Annotated in this window: 19 protein-coding genes; 11 read left to right on the top strand and 8 right to left on the bottom strand. The window is 67.7% G+C overall.

All coding sequences use genetic code 11. The annotated features are described in order from the left end of the window. The first annotated feature begins 45 nt into the window (after nt 1–45). Nucleotides 46–840, top strand: a complete 795-nt coding sequence (locus ACQP2D_RS07730; protein ID WP_433683020.1) for a hypothetical protein — start codon at nt 46–48, stop codon at nt 838–840. A gap of 116 nt (nt 841–956) precedes the next feature. Here ACQP2D_RS07730 and ACQP2D_RS07725 read toward each other — a convergent pair whose 3' ends face one another. Next, on the bottom strand, nt 957–2,198 hold the full coding sequence (locus tag ACQP2D_RS07725) for an epoxide hydrolase family protein (protein WP_433683019.1): 1,242 nt from the start codon (nt 2,196–2,198) through the stop codon (nt 957–959). Nucleotides 2,199–2,287: 89 nt separating this feature from the next. Between ACQP2D_RS07725 and ACQP2D_RS07720 the strand changes: the two genes are divergently transcribed. Next, nucleotides 2,288–3,247 (top strand): helix-turn-helix transcriptional regulator, encoded by a 960-nt coding sequence (locus ACQP2D_RS07720; RefSeq protein WP_433683018.1) that lies wholly within the window; start codon nt 2,288–2,290, stop codon nt 3,245–3,247. A 23-nt stretch (nt 3,248–3,270) separates the two neighbouring features. After that, entirely contained in the window at nt 3,271–3,642 is a 372-nt protein-coding gene (locus ACQP2D_RS07715; protein ID WP_433683017.1) for an MmcQ/YjbR family DNA-binding protein, read from the top strand. Here ACQP2D_RS07715 and ACQP2D_RS07710 read toward each other — a convergent pair whose 3' ends face one another. Beyond that, entirely contained in the window at nt 3,643–3,888 is a 246-nt protein-coding gene (locus tag ACQP2D_RS07710) for a hypothetical protein (protein WP_433683016.1), read from the bottom strand. Next, nucleotides 3,885–5,303 carry an MFS transporter gene (locus ACQP2D_RS07705; RefSeq protein WP_433683015.1) on the bottom strand — a complete coding sequence of 473 codons (1,419 nt, stop codon included), beginning with the start codon at nt 5,301–5,303 and terminating at the stop codon, nt 3,885–3,887. Before ACQP2D_RS07705 ends, ACQP2D_RS07710 begins: the two co-directional genes overlap by 4 nt. 54 nt (nt 5,304–5,357) lie before the next feature. Here ACQP2D_RS07705 and ACQP2D_RS07700 point away from each other — a divergent pair, with 54 nt between their 5' ends. Further along, nucleotides 5,358–5,846, top strand: coding sequence for a winged helix-turn-helix transcriptional regulator (locus tag ACQP2D_RS07700; protein WP_433683014.1), 489 nt, complete (start codon nt 5,358–5,360; stop codon nt 5,844–5,846). A 9-nt stretch (nt 5,847–5,855) separates the two neighbouring features. Here ACQP2D_RS07700 and ACQP2D_RS07695 read toward each other — a convergent pair whose 3' ends face one another. Continuing rightward, a complete protein-coding gene (locus ACQP2D_RS07695; RefSeq protein WP_433683012.1) occupies nt 5,856–6,785 on the bottom strand; it encodes an SMP-30/gluconolactonase/LRE family protein in 930 nt (309 codons plus the stop codon). Nucleotides 6,786–6,915: 130 nt separating this feature from the next. Here ACQP2D_RS07695 and ACQP2D_RS07690 point away from each other — a divergent pair, with 130 nt between their 5' ends. From ACQP2D_RS07690 to ACQP2D_RS07670, 5 genes are read left to right on the top strand one after another with little or no spacing between them, the layout of a single operon-like run. Then, nucleotides 6,916–7,641, top strand: coding sequence for an alpha/beta hydrolase (locus tag ACQP2D_RS07690; protein ID WP_433683011.1), 726 nt, complete (start codon nt 6,916–6,918; stop codon nt 7,639–7,641). Between the two features lie 47 nt (nt 7,642–7,688). Next, nucleotides 7,689–8,066, top strand: a complete 378-nt coding sequence (locus tag ACQP2D_RS07685) for a hypothetical protein (RefSeq protein WP_433683010.1) — start codon at nt 7,689–7,691, stop codon at nt 8,064–8,066. Next, on the top strand, nt 8,059–9,348 hold the full coding sequence (locus ACQP2D_RS07680; protein WP_433683009.1) for a PPE domain-containing protein: 1,290 nt from the start codon (nt 8,059–8,061) through the stop codon (nt 9,346–9,348). The genes ACQP2D_RS07685 and ACQP2D_RS07680 overlap by 8 nt, the downstream gene beginning before the upstream one ends. After that, entirely contained in the window at nt 9,330–10,217 is an 888-nt protein-coding gene (locus ACQP2D_RS07675) for an ESX secretion-associated protein EspG (protein WP_433683008.1), read from the top strand. The genes ACQP2D_RS07680 and ACQP2D_RS07675 overlap by 19 nt, the downstream gene beginning before the upstream one ends. 25 nt (nt 10,218–10,242) lie before the next feature. Continuing rightward, entirely contained in the window at nt 10,243–10,773 is a 531-nt protein-coding gene (locus ACQP2D_RS07670) for a gamma carbonic anhydrase family protein (RefSeq protein ID WP_433683007.1), read from the top strand. Between the two features lie 26 nt (nt 10,774–10,799). Here ACQP2D_RS07670 and ACQP2D_RS07665 read toward each other — a convergent pair whose 3' ends face one another. Then, nucleotides 10,800–11,423 carry a phosphoribosyltransferase gene (locus ACQP2D_RS07665; RefSeq protein ID WP_433683006.1) on the bottom strand — a complete coding sequence of 208 codons (624 nt, stop codon included), beginning with the start codon at nt 11,421–11,423 and terminating at the stop codon, nt 10,800–10,802. A 13-nt stretch (nt 11,424–11,436) separates the two neighbouring features. After that, nucleotides 11,437–12,291 carry a carbon-nitrogen hydrolase family protein gene (locus tag ACQP2D_RS07660; RefSeq protein WP_433683005.1) on the bottom strand — a complete coding sequence of 285 codons (855 nt, stop codon included), beginning with the start codon at nt 12,289–12,291 and terminating at the stop codon, nt 11,437–11,439. A 62-nt stretch (nt 12,292–12,353) separates the two neighbouring features. On the opposite strand from ACQP2D_RS07660, the gene ACQP2D_RS07655 reads away from it, so the two are divergent. Together ACQP2D_RS07655 and ACQP2D_RS07650 are read left to right on the top strand one after the other, a co-directional pair. Further along, nucleotides 12,354–14,147, top strand: coding sequence for a DEAD/DEAH box helicase (locus ACQP2D_RS07655; RefSeq protein WP_433683004.1), 1,794 nt, complete (start codon nt 12,354–12,356; stop codon nt 14,145–14,147). A gap of 159 nt (nt 14,148–14,306) precedes the next feature. Next, complete coding sequence (locus tag ACQP2D_RS07650; RefSeq protein WP_433685572.1) at nt 14,307–17,705, top strand: AAA domain-containing protein; 3,399 nt, start codon at nt 14,307–14,309, stop codon at nt 17,703–17,705. Nucleotides 17,706–17,871: 166 nt separating this feature from the next. On the opposite strand, the gene ACQP2D_RS07645 is transcribed toward ACQP2D_RS07650, so the two are convergent. Together ACQP2D_RS07645 and ACQP2D_RS07640 are read right to left on the bottom strand one after the other, a co-directional pair. Further along, the gene (locus ACQP2D_RS07645) at nt 17,872–19,050 is read right to left on the bottom strand and encodes an alanine racemase (protein WP_433683003.1); all 1,179 of its coding nucleotides are present in this window, start codon (nt 19,048–19,050) and stop codon (nt 17,872–17,874) included. Nucleotides 19,051–19,098: 48 nt separating this feature from the next. Beyond that, the gene (locus ACQP2D_RS07640; protein ID WP_433683002.1) at nt 19,099–19,578 is read right to left on the bottom strand and encodes a TetR family transcriptional regulator; all 480 of its coding nucleotides are present in this window, start codon (nt 19,576–19,578) and stop codon (nt 19,099–19,101) included. Nucleotides 19,579–19,655: the final 77 nt, after the last annotated feature.

Raw genomic sequence — 19,655 nt, 5'->3', positions numbered from 1 at the left:
CACGTGGGTCGGGGCTATCCCCGTGTTCGGTATCGAGGAGAACGAGTGAACGGCAGATCCATCGCACGTGCCGCCGCGGCAGTGACATCTCTCGGCGTCGGAGCGGTTGTGGCCCTCACCGGCACGGCGGTCGCCGAGCCCTCACCCATCGACACCGGACTCGAACAGCTCACCACCGCCGCCGGACCCGATCCGGCCGCGCAGGCGGGTGTCGGCGCGCTCAACCAGTTCACCAAGCTGGTGGATATCGCCGAATTGCGCAATGTCTCGGCAGCTTTCACCCCGTTCGCCTATGCCGCGCCGACCTTCGGCTGCGGCAGCACCGGCCCCGTCACCACGATCATCGCGGCCGGTTCCACCGACGGCGCCACCCCCAACGGCGCGGTCGACCCGCTGCCGGGCACTCTGCGGTTCAGTGCGACACCCGCGCATTCGGGCTCGCCGCTGGCTTCGGGCCTGGTCGTGGCCTGGCTGAACGTCAATACCGGCGCGAGCGGACTCAGCCCCCTCGACGACCGGACCGAATACGGCCCGACCCTGTCCAAGACCGTGGCCAGCGGTCCCGGCACGATCATCGCCTCGATGTGGGGCATCATCGACTACCCGTTCGCGCACTGTGTGATGACACCGACGGTCGGAATGTTCTACGTGCCGGACCGTCCAGTGGTGGCGCCGCCGCCCCCGGCACCCGATGCCCCAGCACCGCCCCCCGCCGCTGGCGCAGCCGATAAGCCGCAGGCGCTCCCCGCCCCCGACGGCGCCCAGGTACCCGTCGCCCCCGCCGCCCCAAACCAGGCAGGGCCAGTAGCACGCACCGAGATCGCACACCAGAACAACTGACCGCCCCAGCCCGTCCGAGCCGAACGTCCAGCCCAGCCCGACAGAACACCGGCTCTACCGGACACTCACCCCGACTGGATGCTCAGCTCAACTGGGCGCCCAGATCAGCCGATCGCTCAGCGAATCTTGCCGAAGAATGCGCGAACGTCGGCCACGTGCATATCCGGCAGTTCCATTGGTACGAAATGGTTTCCGGTATTGCCCTTGGGCCAGTGCGCGATGATGTTGTCGCGCTCGGCGAGTCGCCGCATGAGTGCCGAGCCACCCGCGTAGACGCCGGTCGGCACCAGCTTTTGGCCGGTGGGCCAGACGAATCCGCCGTCGCCGAGGCCGTCGTACATCGGCCAGGACGAGGTGCCAGCGGTATGGGTGAACCAGTACAGGCTGATATTGGTCAGCAGGTGGTCGCGGTCCATGACGTCCTCGGCCAGTTCGGCCAGCGGGGTGAATTCGTTGAACTTCTGCATCAGCCAGGCGAGCAGGCCGACCGGGGAGTCGGTCCAGGCGTGCGCGAAAGTCTGTGGCGCGGCGCGCAGTAGCGTGTGGTGGTTCACGCCGCCGCTCATCCAGCCCTGCATCTGATCCCATTCGGCGCGTTCGTCCGGCGTCATGGTCGGCACATCGGCCTCGGTCGGCATGCCGATGCCGCCGTCGATATGCACACCGACCACGCGATCCGGTGCGACGAGAGCCATTTCGGGTGACACATAAGCCCCGAGGTCGCCGCCCTGGACGCCATAGCTGGTGTAGCCGAGCCGGTCCATCAGCTCGACCCACATCTCGGCCACCCGGCGCACGGTCATCCCGGTATCCCGCGGCCCTTCGGAGAAGGCGAAACCGGGAACCGACGGGACGACGACATGGAATGCCTGCGCCGGATCCAGCCCGTATGCGCGCGGATTCGTCAGCGGGCCAATGGTTTTGGTGAATTCGACAAATGAATTGGGCCAGCCGTGGGTCAGGATCAGCGGCAGCGCATCCGGCTCGGGTGAACGCACATGCAGGAAATGCACATCCAGACCGTCGATTTCGGTGATGAACTGCGGGAACTCGTTCAACGCCGCCTCTTGCGCGCGCCAGTCGTACCCGGTGCGCCAGTACTCGGCCAGTTCCTTCAGATACGCGACCGGAACACCACGCTCCCAGCCCCGCCCTGGCAGCTGTGCCGACCAGCGGATGCGCGCCAGCCGATCGATCAGATCGTCGACATCGGCCTGCGGAATGTCGATGCGGAACGGGCGAATGGCGTGCCCACCGGTCACCTGATCGCCACCGCGGATCGAATCGCTGGGCGCTGCATGCCCATCCGTCGCCCGACCGCCGCCCCGCACGGAATCGCTACGCACTGCTGCATTCATCTGTATCTCCTTGCTGATCTCGGTACAACGAATACGTTAGGAGGCATCTAGGACCATCTATGTCCTAGTTGTCTAGAATCCTGAAAATCATGAACGACACCCCCGCCCGCCTGCTGCGTCTGCTGTCACTGCTGCAGACACCACGTGAATGGCCGGGCAGCGAACTCGCCGACCGCCTCGGCGTCACCGACCGCACCGTGCGCCGCGATATCGAGCGCCTGCGCGAACTCGGCTATCCGGTCGAGGCGACGATGGGCGCGAGCGGCGGCTATCGACTGGTGGCCGGTGCCGCGATGCCACCGCTGCTGGTCGACGATGAGGAGGCGGTCGCCATCGCGGTCGGACTGCGCGCCGCCGCCGGATCGGCCATTGCGGGCATCGAGGAGGCCTCGGTCCGCGCACTCGCCAAGTTGGAACAGGTGCTGCCCGCGAAATTGCGCCGCCGGGTGCGGGTGCTCGGCACCGCACTCGTGCCGCCCACCGACGATGGCCCCGCCGTCGATCCGGAGGTACTGACGACGCTGGCCGCGGCCGTAACCAATAGGGAGCGTGTGCGTTTCGGGTACCGAGGCGAATCCGGCGCGGAAACCCGTCGTCACATCGAACCCGTCGGCCTCGTCCCGTCCCGGCGCCGCTGGTACCTCGTCGGCCACGATATGGACCGCGACGACTGGCGCATCTTCCGGGTCGACCGTATCGAACGGCCCCAGCCCACCGGCGCCCGCTGCACTCCGCGATCGCTGCCCGCCGCGGATCCGGCCGCCTATGTCGCTGGCCGCCGGACCAATTGGGGCACACCGTCGTTCCGCGTCCGCGTCACCATCCAGGCTCCGGTAAGCCGTGTCGTGGGCCGCCTCGGCGATTCGCCCGGCGATATCGCCGCGATCGATGACGATTCCTGTCTGCTGGACGTCACCCGCGACGACGATCCGACCTGGCTGGCGTGCCGGCTCATCGATCTCGGCGCGGACTTCCAGGTGCACGAACCGCCCGTGCTGGCCGACCGGCTGCGCATGCTCGCGAGCCGCATCACCAACGCCCTCACCTAGCCGGATCACCCACGGTCGCGGTGTTGCACGATAGAGGTCCGATTTCCGAACCGGAGGCCCGAATCGTGCTCGACGCTGACGACGTGCGCCGCATCGCGTTGTCCTTTCCCAAGACCGTGGAGAAGGAACGCTGGCACCATCCGACCTTCGATGTGGCGGGCAAGATGTTCGTCACCCTCCCCGACGATCAGACCTCGTTCGCGGTCCGCTGCCCCAAACACGACCGCACCGAACTCATCGCCGCCGAACCGCACAAATTCTGGGTTCCGCCGCACGAGGCCTCGTCCTCGTGGGTCCGAGCCCGGCTGTCCGCACTCGAAGACAGCAACGAATTGCGCGATATCCTGCTGGACTCGTGGCGGCAGGCCGCGCCCGCCGACCTCATCGAGGAGTGATCACACCCGAGGGTCGGCTGGGACGTAATGCCAGAGTTCCCAAGGGATTTCCGGTGTGCGGACGCGGAAGGCCTCCGGGGTGTGCAGAGCGGGATCGGATAGGGCGCGGTTGACTGCCACGTATAGCTCCAGGGCGAGTCGGCGGCGACCGGAAGGTGCCAGCGCTTGCAGTGCGCGGACCGTAGCGCGGATGGCGGACAGCAGGGATTCCGTTGCGGTGGTGAGAATTTCGGTGTGATTGCTCATGGTGTCACCGGTTCGGTCGGGGCGGTAGGGTGCACGGCGGCGACAGACAGGGCGGGCGCGCGGACCGGGCGTAGCGCCAACGCCACCAGGCCCGCGGCGAGAGCGGCCGCGATACCGAGAAAGAAGGCCCGGTCGGAAGCATCCAGGGCGGCAGACAACGTGGTCGGGGTGCCGATAATGGCGATCAGCAGCGCGGTGCCCAATACCGCGCCGAACTGGCGGAAGGCAGCCCCGACAGCACTCGCCGATCCGTAGCGATCCGCCGGAACATCCGCGACCGAGGCCGCGCCGAGCGCCGGGAAGGCCAGTCCGATACCGATGCCGACCAGGGACTGTCCGGGGAGCCAGGTGGTGAGGAAGTCGGGTTCGGCTCCACTACTGCGCAGCACGAGCAGGCCGACGGCGTACACGATGGTGCCGGGGACGATCACCATGCGATGGCCGAAGCGGTCGGCGATGCGGCCAGCGGGAATGGCGACCACCGTTGTCAGCAGCGGTCCGGGCAGCACGGCCGAACCGGCTTTCAGGATGCTGTATTGCCATACGCCCGTGAGGAAAAGGATATTGCCGAGGATCATCGAGAAGAAGGCGAGGGCGAACAGCAGGGTGCCGAGATTGCCGATGGCGAAGCTCGGGATGCGCATCAGGGCGGGCTCGACCACCGGCTGCGGATGCACCAGGCAGCGGCGCACCAGCCAGGCGATGAGCACGGCGGCGGCAAGGAAACAGGCGATGGTGTCGAGGCTGCGCCAGCCCCAACTGCCGCCCTGAATGATCGCCAGCGCCAGGAGTCCGAGTCCGGCCGCGGATAGTGCCGCGCCGAGCAGATCGGGCAGCCCCGTCGCGCCGTCCTCCTTGGTCTCACGGAGTCCGGCCCGGCCCACCACGATGATCAGCAGCCCGACCGGAATGTTGATCAGGAAGATCCAGCGCCAGTCAGCGATCTCGACGAGGAATCCGCCCAGCGGCGGTCCGGTTCCAGCGGCCAGCGCCGCGGCCGCGCCCCAGATGCCCACCGCCGCGGCACGCCGCTCATTCGGGAATTCGGGCAGCAGCAGGGCGAGCGAGACCGGCGCGATAATGGCCGCGGCCACCCCCTGCAACGAGCGTGCGCCAACGAGCAGCTGCCAGTTCGGCGCTGCCGCGCAGGCGATCGAGGTGAGCACGAAAAGGCCGGTGCCCCAGAGCAACAGACGCTTGTGACCGAGCCGGTCGGCGAGTCCACCGGCCGGGACCAGCAGTGCGGCCATGGCGATGAAGTACGCGTCGAGTACCCAGCTCAGCTGCGCACGAGAGGCCTGCGGGAAGGACGCCGCGATATCCGGAAAGCTCACATTGACGATCGAGGTGTCCAGGAAGGCGAGGAACGCGCTCCCACAGATGGCCAGCAGCGCCAATGTGCGTCGTTGCAACATGCAACTAGAACCTAGGCGACGTAGTTGCGAATTGCAACGGCTATCGTGGAATCAATGAAACACGACGATCTGCTGGCGAGTAACTGTGCGATCGAGCGCTCCGGCGCCGTACTCGGCGAGCGCTGGGTGATCGCGATCCTGCGCGCCGCCTACTTCCGCGCCCGCACCTTCGAGGACTATCAGCGCAAGACCGGTATCGCGCGCAATATCCTGACCGAGCGGCTCAACCGACTAGTCGACTACGGCATCCTGGAGCGCCGCGAATACGCCTCCGGACCGTCGCGCACACTGCACGAATACCGCCTGACCTCGGCCGGTATCGACCTGTATCCCGTCATCGCGGCGATCCTGGCGTGGGGCGAGAAGCACACCGGCCTGATCAACGGCGCGCCCACCGAATTGGTGCATCAGACCTGCGGCAAGGTCACCCACGCCAAGGTGGTGTGCGAATGCTGTGGCGCGGAGTTGCGGCCGCATGACATCGAGGTGCGGCCGGGGCCGGGCGCGGAGCATCCCGCGCCGCCGTGGACACCGGTCGGGTGAACCGGTCGGTCAGTGCGACAGCCGAATCCGAAGGATCGCGCCGCCCTCCGTCCCGGCCAAGAGTTCATCGGGATGGCCCGGCACGGCGACCACCGATGTCAGTGGCTGGCCGGTCAGCACCGCGCATGCGGTATTCGTGCTCGGATCGATTCGAACCAGCTGACCGGTCAATGTGGTCACATAGAGCACGCCCGCATCGTCGATGAGGAAGTCATCGGCGAAGTCCGGGATCCCGGGCGACACGGCCACATCGGCGATCACCGTCACGGCGCCCGGATCTTCGATCGGGAAGCGCACGATGCGGCCGAGCGGATTGCCGTTCATGCTGAGATAGATCGAATCATCTCGCACCACAATGCCATTGGCGCCGGTGAACTTCGCCCGCGCCGTCCAGTCCGCGTCGACGACGCCATCCGGACCGATCCGGATCACACCGACACTGGAGGCGACGTACAGATTGCCCTTCGCATCGAAGGCGGCACCGTTGGGCATGGTGAACCCGGAGGCGAGTACCGCCGGTCGGGGATCGCTGGGATCGAAACGCACCACACCACCGGGGCGCAAAACGCTCGTCGGCGAGTCGCCGTAGACGACATAGAGCAGTCCGTCCGGCCCGAGCCGGACCGCGCCGGGAAATTCGACCGGCACCGTCGCGGTCAACCGTCCGGCACCGTCGTAGCGCTGCACCTCATTGCGATACAGCCGCGACACCCACAGATTGCCCTGCGCGTCGTACCCCACATTCTCCGACCAGTCGAGTATGGGCAGACCGGCGGGCACCGCGGTGGCCGCCTGGGCGGACGAGCACACGGCCACCGCAACCGGCTCTGCCACCGCACTGGGCACACGGAAGCTGGGTACACCGATACCCGCGCAGCCCAAGGTGAGCACAGCGGCAACCGGCCATACCCGAGCACCTGCTCGACGGAGCTTCTTCAACGCGAACCTCGACTCTGCTGCCCGACCCGTTGACTTGCCCGGCAGTCTAGTCACCTTTGCCGCTTATGCCGTGCATGCGAGTTATGTCATGAACTCGACTGGATCGCAGAAGGTTTGGCAGTATCCACGGATGCCTTTCTTCGACGGCGCGCGCGGCCGAATGCACTATCGGCGGTGGCCGGTCGAGAACAGGGCCGCGGTGGTGGTGTTGTTGCCCGGAATGGGGCAGCACAGTGGCCACTACCACCGCTTCGCTCGGACACCGACGTCGGTCGGCATCGAAGTGTGGGCGCTGGACACCTCGGGACACGGATTGAGCGAGGGTGATCCGGGCAATCCGGGCACGCTGGTGGAATTGGTCGCCGACGCGCTGCGGCTGATCGACCTGGTTCGCGCCGAACTCCCGGACACTCCGCTGATGCTGATGGGCCACTCGCTCGGCGCGGTCACCACCCTCGGCATTCTCGGCGCGGCGGTGCCGAATCGCGCCGGTGCGGCCGACGATCTGAGCGGGCTGGAGGCGAAGTATCCGCTCCGGCCGAGCCTGCCGCCGAGCGGGTTGGCCGGGCTGGTCTTGTCCGGCGTGCCCGAGCGCGCGCTCGGCGGCGGTGTGCCCGGCGCACCCGGCACACCGTTGCCGACCACCCTGCCGATCCTCGCCGTGCACGGCGTCGAGGACCGGCGGGCTCCGATCGATGCGATGAGGGTCTGGACTCGACGCCACGATTGGGTAAGTTTGCGGGAGTACGCCGACGCCGGGCACGACCTGTTGCACGAGCCGGTGCACGCGCGGGTCGCTGCCGACATCGCGGACTGGATGCAGGGTGTCGTCGTGGGGTTGGCACGACATCGGTGAGTTGATCACGGCTGCGCGGGCAGCACGACGAGGAAGGGGGCGGCGAGATGTCGGATGTGACTGCGCTGAATCAGGCGATCGACGATGGCCAGCTCTGGATCGATGGCGTACTGGTCGGCGAGGGCGCACACGAACACTGCGCCGAGCGCTACGAACAACTCGCCGATGAGGTCGAGGCCCAGATCGCCGTATTGAGCGGGGCCGCTTCATTACCCGGCTTCGGCGGATTCGATTCGGGTGCGGCATTGCGCAGCGGCTTCGAGAACAAGGCCGAGGGCGCGATGACCCGGTTGCGCGAATACGCCAATGCCGCAAGGGCACTCGCACAGACCTTCCGCGCGGCCGGAGCGGCGTACAGCCGAGCCGATGAGGATCTCGCATCGGCGGTCGGTCAGGTCGAGGTGGCGGGAGCGGCGCATGCGTAAGATGCCGCACACCGGTGAGAAGACGCCCATCAAGTACGTCGACCCCGACTACACCCGGACCGTCGAGATCTTCGACAACCTGTCCCATCAGCAGATCCACGACGGTGTGCAACTGATGAATCCGGTCGTGCTCGCGGGCGGACAGCAGGCGTGGCAGGGCAGTTCGACCGGCCTCGCCAGCGCGGTCGAGCAGGCGCATACCGAAATTCGGGCCGCGATCGCCGATGGCTGGCGCGGTGCCGCGGCGGACTCGGCCGTCGACGCGGTGCGCGAATTCGAAAGGCAGGGACAGCAACTCGCCGATGTGATGGCCGCCGTCGGTCAGCGGCTCGGCCAGGCCGGCGATGCCGCCGAGGCATTGCGCGGCGCCGTCGTCGCGCCGTCCGACACCACACCGGATCTCGCTGGCGCGCTGCTGGATCCGACACGCGCCACCGAGAACACCGCCATCCAGAAGTCCGCCGATGGCACCCGCCAGGACGTGGTGCAGGCGATGGACACCATCTACACCAAGGTCTTCATCCCCACGGGATCCGGCATCCCCGCCTTCCCCGATGCGGTGACCGGCGATACGGCACCGACGCCCGACACCACGCCCGCCGCGCAGGTTCCCGCGACGACCAGCCTGGACACCGGAACACAAACCTCCACCACCCCAACGGTTTCGGCGATCGCTCCGGTGACGACCACATCGCACACCACCGTCGAACCCGCCGCGGCGACGACCCCACCCGCGACGACACCGACCGCCATCACCCCGGCGGCCACCACCGACAGCACCACCCCCGCCGCAGCCAAACCCGTTGTGCCGATCGCGGATTCCCCAGCCGCGGCCACCACCGCGGCCACTGCGCCAACGGCCGCACCCGATCGAAGCATTCGCCCCGGAACCGGCGCACCGGTGGTCGCCGCCGCGGCCGCGCCGGTGGTCGCTCCGACGGTCCCCGGCGCGGGCACCGCCAGCTCGGACGACGAACGCAAACGCGATGAGCGCAAACGCGATACCAGTGGCGACGCGATCAACGGCGTCGGCGCGGGTGCGGTCGGCGGACTCATGGGCGGTGCCATGGTCGCGGGCGAGACCCCACGCTCCGGCCTGAGCACCGGCGCGGCCGCCGTGCGCGCGGCTCAGGCCCGCGATGAGGACGACTACGACGACGATTACCACTTCTTCGACGACGATCTGACCTTCCTGGAACCGGCCGACGACGGCGGTGAGCTGATCGGCGATATGGATCCGACGACACCACCGGTCGTCGGCGAATGGACCGAACTGGAGTGAACTGGACGCTGACCCCGGACCAGTTCGCCATGGCCTGGGCCCGCACCGACGGCGACCGCATGCCCTATCCCCTCGCCGTGCGCCTCTCGGCTCGCGATACCTCGGAACGCGACGCCCAACTGCCCGCCCTGAACCGTTGGTGCGAGCAAACTCTCGACGCGGACCTGGAAGGGGCACTGCGCGTGCTGGCCCGCCCCGCTGTGCGCATCGAGGTCTTCGGGCAGCGCGATGCCGCCGCGCAGGAACCGGGAAGTACTGGTGACCGATCGGGCTCCGGGCACGACGAGGCGATCGAACCGACGGGTCTGCTCGGGCAGAGCGACCCGGTCACCGCCGCGCCGGATATCGCCGCCGAGACGCGTCCGGTGCGCGTACTCGGTGCGATCGCCGGGGATATCGCGGTGGTCGCGGCACAGCGCTCGGGTGCGAGCGCAGACCGTGGCGGCGATATCCGACTGTTCGTCGATCGGGTGAAAAACCTATCTGCACGGGTGATTTCGGTGCTGCCGGAGAATACGCCCGGCACAATGGCACAGCTGACCGCGCCCCTGGCCCGGGTCAGTGAGGACAGCCGGGATCTGGTGACCGTACCGGTGGCCGGACCCGCGACGCCCACGCGAATTCGCAAGCTACTGCGGCAATCTCGCGACGGTATCGGCCAGATCGTGGTGTCGGTGCGACGGCCCGACGGCGAGCTGCGTCCGTTCGGAGTGCTGTGCTGGATCGATGTGGTCGGTGACGGCAGATACACGGTGCGCACCGGGGTCGACGTCGACATCATGCCGGTCACCGCACAACGGTTCACCTCGGTACTGCGTCCCATGGTCACCGCCGCCGAACGCACCCTGGCCTTCGCCGAGCGGTGGTGAGGCACCACTGGGTTACCGTGACCCTGTGCCACTTTACGAATTCGAAGGCAAACGGCCCCAGGTCGATCCGACGGCGTTCATCGCACCCACCGCGACCCTGATCGGTGACGTGCGCGTCGAGGCAGGCGCCTCCATCTGGTACGGCGCGGTGCTGCGCGCGGACCTAGCGCCGATCACCATTCGGGAAAGCGCCAATGTCCAGGACAATGCGGTCCTGCACGTGCCGCCGGATGTGCCGATGGAAATCGGTCCGGGCGCGACCATCGCACACAGTGTCGTCTTCCATGGCGCGTCGGTCGGCGCCGAGGCCATTGTCGGCAATGGCACCACGGTCCTGGACCTGGCCGAAATCGGCGCGGGCACAATGATCGCCGCACATTCGCTGGTTCCGCCGCATGCCAAGATCCCGGCGGGCGTACTCGCCGCGGGCGCCCCAGCCGAGGTCAAGAAGTCCATCGAGGGCACTCAGGCCGAGGGCTGGGTCAAACTCAACCCCGGCTTCTACGCCGAACTGGCCCAGCGCCACCGCGACGGCATCAGCGAAGTCCAGCCCTGACCTCGGGCACCGGGTTCGGCGGCAGCTCAGACCAGCAGCTCGGTAACTTCGTCGTCATCCAACTGATGAAAGTCGCGATAGGCCATCCCGACACCGCCGAGCGAATGCGGAACCCACGGACAGACCACCTCATCCGCCTCGGCGGCCGCCCGGTGCAATGCCTCGGACGAGGACACCGGCACCGCGACCACGATGCGCAACGGCTGGTGCAGTTGAGCGACCCGGCATGCGGCGACCACCGTCGCCCCGGTCGCCATGCCGTCGTCCACGATCACCGTGGTGCGGCCCCCGATCGGGATCGGCTTGGCGTCACCGCGCCACACCTCACGGCGGCGCTCCAGTTCGACGCGTTCCACATCCTCGATCTCGGCAATCTGATCTGGCGTTATCCCGGTGTGCGACAACACATCCTGATTGAGCACCCGGATACCTTCCTCGCCGATCGCGCCCATCGCCAGCTCCGGCTGCCATGGCACACCGAGCTTGCGGACCAGCATGATGTCGAGATCGCCCCCGATGACCTCACGTACCGCGGCCGCCACCGGAACCCCACCGCGGGGCAGTCCGAGCACCAACGGTTGCGCCGCGTGCAGGTGGCCGAGTTCCAGACCCAGCGCGCGACCGGCAGCTGTCCGATCGGTATAGATCATCCCGAAATCAACGCTACTCCGGTACGCGCTCGGCGATCGCGAATCGACGCAATGCCAGGCTGGGGTTGGTGCGGCGGACCGCGGCGAGCTGATCGAGGTCCATGGTCGCGGTGAGCACGCCGGGTTCGTCACCGAGTTCGGTGAGCACCACGCCGGTGGGATCGATGATCATCGAGGCGCCCGCGCCGCGCGGCGCGCATTGATCGGCGGCCGCGACGTACACGGTGTTCTCGATGGCGCGGGCGCGCAGCAGCGTCGTCCACTGATCCACCTTCGCCGGACCGGGAATCCACTGGGCGGGCAGCACCAACACCTGCGCCCCCGCCGCCGCGACGCGACGGCAGCCTTCCGGAAAGCGAAGATCGAAACAGGTCTGCATGCCGAATGTCACAGTATCGACGGTGAAGGTGGCCGGCGTCTCGATCGCCCCCGCCTCGACGACATCGGATTCGAGATATCCGAACGCGTCGTACAGATGCACCTTCCGGTACTTCGCCACCAGCTTCGCATCGGGTCCCAAGACGACGAGCGTATTGCGGATGTGCTTCGCCTCCGGCGCCACCTGTTCGACGATTCCGGCGACCAGATGCACCCCGAATTCGCGTGCGATTTCGCCGAGGCCGGTGACGAACGACCCGGTCAGCGGTTCGGCGATGGCCACGACCCGCTCGTCGAGCCGGGCGACGGCAAACATCGAGTATTCGGGTGCGACGACCACCCGCGCACCGCGTTCGACGGCGGTGCGGACGTGCTCGCGCAGGGCGGCGAGATTGGCGGACGGATCGGTTCCCGCGGCGAATTGGACCACCGCCACAACCACCGGGGATGGTGCCGGGTCGTGATGCGTGGGCACGGTTTCGGGTTGCATACGTCTCACCGTATTGGCCCGGTGGCCGGGGCGACCACCACCAGGCAGTAAACTCCTGGTCAATGAGTACCAATCAGGTCGACAGCGTTCCTGGCGACAACGACAGGGACGATGACGGCCCGACCTTCGCCGATCTCGGCATCGATGAGCGCGTCCTCGCGGCCATCGCCGATGTGGGCTATGAGTCGCCCTCGCCCATCCAGGCGGCGACGATTCCACCACTGCTCGACGGCGCCGATGTGGTCGGGCTGGCCCAGACCGGCACCGGCAAAACCGCGGCATTCGCCATCCCGATCCTGATGGGCATCGAGGCGACCGGCAAACTTCCGCGCGCCCTCGTGCTGGCCCCGACGCGCGAACTCGCGATCCAGGTCGCCGAGGCGTTCGGCCGCTACGCCACCCACATTCCCGGACTGCATGTGCTGCCGATCTACGGCGGCCAGGCCTATGGCGTCCAGCTCTCCGGTCTGCGCCGCGGCGCGCATGTCGTCGTCGGCACGCCGGGCCGGGTGATCGATCACCTGGAGAAGGGCACGCTCGACCTGTCGCAGCTGCAGTATCTGGTGCTCGACGAGGCCGACGAGATGCTGAAGATGGGGTTTCAGGAGGATGTCGAGCGCATTCTCGCCGACACCCCGCGCGAGAAGCAGGTCGCGCTGTTCTCCGCGACCATGCCCTCGGCGATCCGCAGCATCTCCAAGAAGTACCTGCGCGAACCGGTCGAGATCACGGTCAAGTCGAAGACCTCGACCAACACCAACATCACCCAGCGCTGGGTGCAGGTCTCGCATCAGCGCAAACTCGACGCCCTGACCCGGATCCTCGAGGTCGAGTCGTTCGAGGCGATGATCCTCTTCGTGCGCACCAAACAGGCCACCGAGGAGTTGGCCGAAAAGCTGCGCTCGCGCGGCTTCTCCGCGGCGGCGATCAACGGTGATATCGCGCAGAACCAGCGTGAGCGCACCATCGGGCAGCTGAAGTCCGGTGCGCTCGACATTCTGGTCGCCACCGATGTCGCCGCGCGTGGTCTCGACGTGGATCGCATCTCGCATGTGGTCAACTACGACATCCCGCACGACACCGAGTCCTATGTGCACCGCATCGGCCGCACCGGCCGCGCCGGGCGCAGCGGTCAGGCGCTGCTGTTCGTGGCACCGCGCGAGCGCCACCTGCTCAAGTCGATCGAGCGTGCCACCCGGCATCCGCTGACCGAAATGCAGTTGCCGAGCGTCGATGATGTGAACACCCAGCGCGTGGCCAAGTTCGGCGATTCCATTACCGAGAACCTCAGCTCGTCGAATCTGGCGCTGTTCCGCAAGCTCATCGAGGATTACGAGCGCGAGCACAACATTCCGCTGGTCGATATCGCGGCGGCGCTCGCGGTCAGTGGCTACGACGGCGACAACTTCTTCATGGAGCCCGAGCCGGAGCCGATCGAACGGCCGCAGCGCGAACGCATGCCGCGCACGGATCGCCCCGCCCGCCGGTTCGAGGGCGAAGATCGTGGCCCGTCGCATCACCGCGGCACCGGGGCCGAATTGGCGACCTACCGGATCAGCGTCGGCAAGCGGCACCGCGTGGTGCCCGGCGCGATCGTCGGCGCCATCGCCAATGAGGGCGGACTGCGCCGCAGCGACTTCGGTCATATCAGCATCCGCCCGGACCACAGTCTCGTCGAGCTACCGGCGGACCTGTCCTCGGAAACCCTGGAAGCATTGCGGCGCACCAGGATCAGCGGCCAGCTGATCCAGCTGCAGCTCGATCAGGGCCCGCCCGGCGGGCGTCCGTTCCGCGCCGGACCGCGTCGCGATCGCGATGGCGGCAAGCGACCGGAACGGCGTAAGCCGCGCTCCTGAACCGGACAAGGTGCACGGCCGGTCGTAGCGACTGCTTGCAGGTCGCTCGAAACGACCAGCCGTAGCGACCCGCCGACACCGAATTCAACGCGGTGGTAGCGGCTAGCTACAGTGTTGCCGTCCGTGTCCGGCGAAGACACAGGAGGGCCGCGTTTGATCGTGTTCGGTGATCGTGTCGTCTGCTCCGCCGTCGACCTCGTGCGCGCGGCGCAGTGTGAATTCGCTTTGCTGCGTGCCCTCGATACCGAACTGGGCACCATCGCGGGTGCGGCGGATGTGGTGCCCGATCCGGTGCCGCGCACCGGATTCGACGATTCGCGCGAACGCAGACTCGCGGACTTCCGCGACCGGTTCGGCAGCCAGATGGTCGAGATCCACAACGAGGCGGCCGAGCACGATCCGGTGACCGATGCCAAGGCCCATCTCGCCGCGCTACAGGCCGCCAATGCCGAGACCATCGCCGCACTGCGCGCGGGAGCGCGCGTGATCCACGGTGCCACCTTCTTCGATGGTGAATTCATCTGCGCCAGCGATTTCCTGGTGCGCGCCGGCCACCGGGTCCGCTACACCGTGCACGGCACCGCGGCGGACCCACCGGATCGCATCCGGGCGGCACTCGAACTCGCCGCCTGTGCCGACGCATTGGACAGCAGCGGTGCGCTGACCGCCCCCCTGGTTCGATTGCACCTTCGGGAGGACAGCCGGACCTACCCGCTCACCGATCTGGTGCCGGTGTATCTCGCCCGGCGCGGGCGCGTCGAGCGAATCCTGGAAGACAAACTGAGCGAACTGCTCCCGGTGCAGTGGGGCGATCCGCGCTATCTCGCCTGCGGGCACTGCCCGACCTGCACCGCGGCGCTGTCGGCGGCACGTGATCTGCTACTGGTCGCCGGGATACCGCGCACCGCGCGGGCCAGGCTGCGCGAAGCGGGCGTGACCACCATCGACCGGCTGGCGAGTACCGCCGCCGCCGTACCAGGCCTGCCACCGCGCACCTTCGCCGCACTGCGCCGCCAGGCCGAAATCCAGCTGCACCGCGAGTATTCCGGACAGCCGACGCACACCCTGGTCGACGCGATCGCGCTGGGCGCCCTGCCGCCGCCGTCTCCGGGCGATCTCTCACTCACCATCGAGGAGGGACCATCGGGGCAGCTGATCGGTATCGAGGTGGGCGGCCCGGCCGCGGTCCATCTGGCCTTCCGCGCCCCGTTCGGCGCGGCGGCCGCACCGTCTGCCGCGATGACCGATGAGCAGGCGGGGCAGCGGCGCGCGCTGGGCGAGGCGCTCGACTATGTCGCCCAACGGCTGCGGATGTATCCGGATATGCGCGTGTACCACTACACCTCAGATGTGCGGTCGGCGCTGCTGCGGTGGACCGGCCGTTACGGAGTCGGCGAGGAGATCGTCGAGGATCTGCTGCAGGCGGGTGTGCTGGTCGACCTATATCCGATCGTGCGCAATGCCCTGCTGATCGGAGAGCGCTCCTACCGCCTGAGCCGAATGCGGCGGCTGCTGCCCGGCGCGGCGCATTCCGGTGATACGGAACGCGATTGCGTCACCGTATTGCGCCTGCGCGACTGGCTGCAGGATCGAGCGGCCGAACAGCGCGTCGATCCGGATGCGGCACTCCTGGACCAGGCGAGTTCGTGGTGCCTGGTACCGAGTCCGGACGAGCCCGACCCGGCGCCGCCGTCGCGGCCCTCCTCGATCGAGGCCGCACTCGCGGAATTCGCGGCGGCACAGGGCGAACCGGGCCACCCCGCCGCGCTGATGGCGGCAGCCCTCGGCTATCACCGACGCGAACGCCAGCCACTGTGGTTGGCACATGCCGACCGGCTCAGTCATCCGGTCGACGAATGGTCCGACGCGCCAGGGGTACTCGTGGCCGACTGGGGCACGGTGGACACCAAATGGCATCGCGGCCCGCACCAGCCGACGATGCGCAGATATCTCACACTGACCGGACGGATCGGCATCGGCTGGGGCGGCGCCGATGCCGCAGGCGGCGCCGTGACCAGCACGGTGCTGACACCGGGCACCACGGTATACACCTTCTACGATCAGCCGGTCGCCGCCGGAATGATCACCGCCGTCGGTCGGCGCGCAACCGCCTCCGCGACCGTGCTCGGCTGTTCGGTGGACGCGAACTTCGACGACACCGTCCGGCTGGAGGAACTGCTGCCCGACGGCTGCGAACCCTATGACGAGCTGCCGACCGCGATCGCGCCGGGACTGCCCGCCTGGGACGAGAATATCGAGACCGCGGTCGAATTCGCGGCCCAGCAGTTGCTGATGGCGCTACCCGAGATCCCCGCGAGCGCGGTCTTCGATATCCTGGCGCGCCGACCGCCGCGGCTGCGCCGGGCCGTCCGGCTACCGGATGTGCACGGTGACCACGCCGCGGCCATCACCGCCGCGCTGCGCGATCTCGATGACTCCTACCTCGCGGTCCAGGGGCCGTCCGGCACCGGTAAGACCTCCACCGCCGCCAGGTCGATCGAACGTCTGGTCACCCGGTACAAGTGGCGCGTCGGCGTTGTCGCGCAATCGCATTCGACGGTGGAGAGCCTGCTCGACATGATCGTCGCCATGGGCGTGCTGCCCGAACTGGTGGCCAAGAAGGACGTCGAGGCGCTGGCGCCGGAGTGGTCGGTGATCGACGGCGCCCGCTATCCGCGATTCCTGGACAATGCGGTCAACGGCTGCGTCATCGGCGGCGTCCCGGCCGATTTCGCCGACGACGAGGTGGTGCCGGGCGCTGGTCTCGATCTGCTGGTGATCGCCGATGCTGGCCGCTTCCCGCTCGCCGATACCATCGCGGTCGCGGTGAGCGCGCGCAATCTGCTACTCCTCGGCGATCCGGCACCCGCCGAGGCGCGCGGCACACATCCGGAGCCGGTCGAGGAATCGGTGCTCGGCTGGCTCACCGAGGGCCGCGATACCCTGCCCGCCGATCGCGGCTACTTCCTCGATCGGACCTGGCGGATGCACCCGCGCGTCTGCGACCCGATCTCCCGGCTGTACTACGACAACCGCCTGCGCTCCAATGAGACCGTCACGCTCGCACGGCAATTGGAGGGTGTCGAGCCCGGGGTGGAGACGGTGCTGGTCGAGCACAGCGGCGCCGCGACCGAATCGATGGCCGAGGCCCGCGAGGTGGTCCGCCGGGTGCGCGCCCTGCTCGGAGTCTCGTGGACAACCGGCGCGATGACGCGGCGGCTGCATCCACACGACATACTCGTGGTCGCGCCCTACAGTGCCCAGGTCGGCCTGATCCGGACGCTGCTGGCGCGGGCCAAGATCGAGGATGTGCTGGTCGGCACCGCCGAGCGCTTCCGCGGCCGGGAGGCCGCGGTGGTCCTGCTGTCGATGACCTCATCCAGCCCCGATGATGCCCCCTACGGCATGCGGTTCCTGTTGTCGCGCAGCATGGTTCAAGCCACTCTATGCCGAGCCATGTGGAAGGCCGTCATTATCCGGTCACCGCTGCTCACCGAATATCTGCCGAATACCCCCGACGACCTCGCGGATCTCGCGACATTCCTGCGACTCAGCTGACCGAGATGCGCTGAATATTTCTTTCAGAAGTCAGTCGGCGCATGATCGAAATATTCATTCGGACCGGTTGGTTCTTTTATTCGCAATTCGGTGCACTCCCGCGGCATCCGCATTCGATCTTGAAATTCGCCAGCGCGACCAAGGGGAATTCGCAATTGGCACCGGCTCAGCCGAAACAGCTGCCCTCACCGCGGTAGGTGGGCACCGTCGTGCGCGTGCCATCGCCGTCGACCAGATGCACCTCGTTGAACCGCTCGCACAGCTCACCGGCCTTGGCATGCCGGAACCACACCCGATCGCCGACCCGCAGTTCGGCTGCCCCGGACAGCGGGGTCTGCACCTCGCCCGCCCCCTCGGTGCCCAGCAGCTTCAACGCGGTGGGCCACACCGGCTTCGGCACCCGGGACGGTCCGGTCGGACCGGAGGCGATGTAACCGCCCGCGAAAACCGTTGCGATGGACGGGGTCGGCTTGCGCAGTACCGATGTCGCGAAGAACAGCGCGGGGCGCGGGGTGAAGGCCCGATAGTGATCGAAGAGGGTCGGCACATACAGCCCGGAGCCCGCGGTCACCTCGGTGACATCCGAATCGGCAGTGCTGACCTCGATGGATCCGGAGCCGCCGCTATTGACGATCTCCAGCTTGCCGACCACCGAGCGCACCGCGTCGAGTACCTGCCCGCGGCGCTTGGCGATTTCGGCCGCCGAGGCCCGCTTCACCAGGCGCACAGCGATATTGGAGTCGGGCAATCCGGCGATCTGCGCCTCATAGGTCATCACGCCGACCACATCGAAACCGCGACTCAGCGCTGCCCGCGCGAGCGCGGCGGCCTGGTCGGGGGTCCGGATCGGCGAGCGCCGAACGCCCAGGTGCAGCGGCCCGATGCGCAGCGATGCGTCCACATCGAGGCAGATTCGCGGCCGCACCAGATCGGTGCCGACCGCGGCGCGGATCAGTTCCAGCTGCGCGACATCGTCGATCATCAATGTGATGGATTCGCGCAGGGTGTCATCGGCGGCTAGTTCGGCCAGGGCCGCACGGTCGACGGTCGGATAGCCGAGCAGCACATCGCGGGCGCCGAGCCGGACCAGCCAGATGGCCTCGGCCAGGGAATACGACATGATGCCCGCGAAACCGCCGGCCGCGGTGAGCCCGGTGCCGAGCACCTGCTCGAGTACCGCGCGGCAGCGCACCGATTTGCTCGCCACCCGAATGGACACCCCACCCGCGCGACGGACCAGGTCAGCGGCATTCGCACGCAGCGCGGCGAGGTCGAGGGCGGCCAGCGGCGGGTCCAGCTCGGCCGTGGCCGCGTGCAGTCCGGCAATCGGCGACGTTTCGGTCACCGGAACAACTCAACCATTTAACTGGTCGAACGTCCAGTACCGCGTGGATCAGACTTCGACCGCCCTGGTGGCCAGGCTGCTGACCAGGTCGTCGAGCACCACGAGCGTCGTCTCGTCATTGCAGTCGGCGAGCCAGCGCAGCACCGTGCCCTGCAGTACCGAGACCGCATAGGTCGCGATGGCGTCCACCGGCTCCAACCACTGCGTACCCGACCGGTCGGCACAGAGCGCGAGGAACGTCGCGACCTCGGAGTCCATCTCCTGGAACAGGGCCGAGGCCTTCGGATCGGCGACGCACTCGGTCTGCCCCTCCCAGCGCTCGGCCAACTGATGCGCCGTCGCTTCGTAGGCCCGTGCCCGTTTGGCGGGCGCGGCCTTGACCAGGGGCCAGTAGGCGCTGACACCGGCATGCAGAAGCACCCGAAGTGCTCGCACTCCGGTGAAATCTAGCGAGGAGGCCGCCTTCTCGACGGCCTCACAGATGGTCGGCCGCAACCGAACCGCCGCTATTTCTCCACGTACGCTCAACGCCGACTCCCTCGGGGAAAGAACTCGCGCGCCCTCATCGGCACGGCTCGCTGAACATCGCGAACCGCGATCATGAA

The organism is Nocardia sp. CA-119907, from assembly GCF_050955995.1.
Lineage (GTDB): Bacteria > Actinomycetota > Actinomycetes > Mycobacteriales > Mycobacteriaceae > Nocardia.
Note: the sequence above shows the minus strand (reverse complement) of the source record. Positions and strands in the feature narration are given on the sequence as shown.

Excerpts from the sequence above, each read along its gene's own strand:
- ACQP2D_RS07725 (WP_433683019.1), bottom strand. The coding sequence starts at position 2,198 with ATGAATGCAGCAGTGCGTAGCGATTCCGTGCGGGGCGGCGGTCGGGCG.
- ACQP2D_RS07720 (WP_433683018.1), top strand. The coding sequence starts at position 2,288 with ATGAACGACACCCCCGCCCGCCTGCTGCGTCTGCTGTCACTGCTGCAG.
- ACQP2D_RS07710 (WP_433683016.1), bottom strand. The coding sequence starts at position 3,888 with ATGAGCAATCACACCGAAATTCTCACCACCGCAACGGAATCCCTGCTG.
- ACQP2D_RS07705 (WP_433683015.1), bottom strand. The coding sequence starts at position 5,303 with ATGTTGCAACGACGCACATTGGCGCTGCTGGCCATCTGTGGGAGCGCG.
- ACQP2D_RS07700 (WP_433683014.1), top strand. The coding sequence starts at position 5,358 with ATGAAACACGACGATCTGCTGGCGAGTAACTGTGCGATCGAGCGCTCC.
- ACQP2D_RS07690 (WP_433683011.1), top strand. The coding sequence starts at position 6,916 with ATGCCTTTCTTCGACGGCGCGCGCGGCCGAATGCACTATCGGCGGTGG.
- ACQP2D_RS07685 (WP_433683010.1), top strand. The coding sequence starts at position 7,689 with ATGTCGGATGTGACTGCGCTGAATCAGGCGATCGACGATGGCCAGCTC.
- ACQP2D_RS07680 (WP_433683009.1), top strand. The coding sequence starts at position 8,059 with ATGCGTAAGATGCCGCACACCGGTGAGAAGACGCCCATCAAGTACGTC.
- ACQP2D_RS07675 (WP_433683008.1), top strand. The coding sequence starts at position 9,330 with ATGGACCGAACTGGAGTGAACTGGACGCTGACCCCGGACCAGTTCGCC.
- ACQP2D_RS07665 (WP_433683006.1), bottom strand. The coding sequence starts at position 11,423 with ATGATCTATACCGATCGGACAGCTGCCGGTCGCGCGCTGGGTCTGGAA.
- ACQP2D_RS07660 (WP_433683005.1), bottom strand. The coding sequence starts at position 12,291 with ATGCAACCCGAAACCGTGCCCACGCATCACGACCCGGCACCATCCCCG.
- ACQP2D_RS07655 (WP_433683004.1), top strand. The coding sequence starts at position 12,354 with ATGAGTACCAATCAGGTCGACAGCGTTCCTGGCGACAACGACAGGGAC.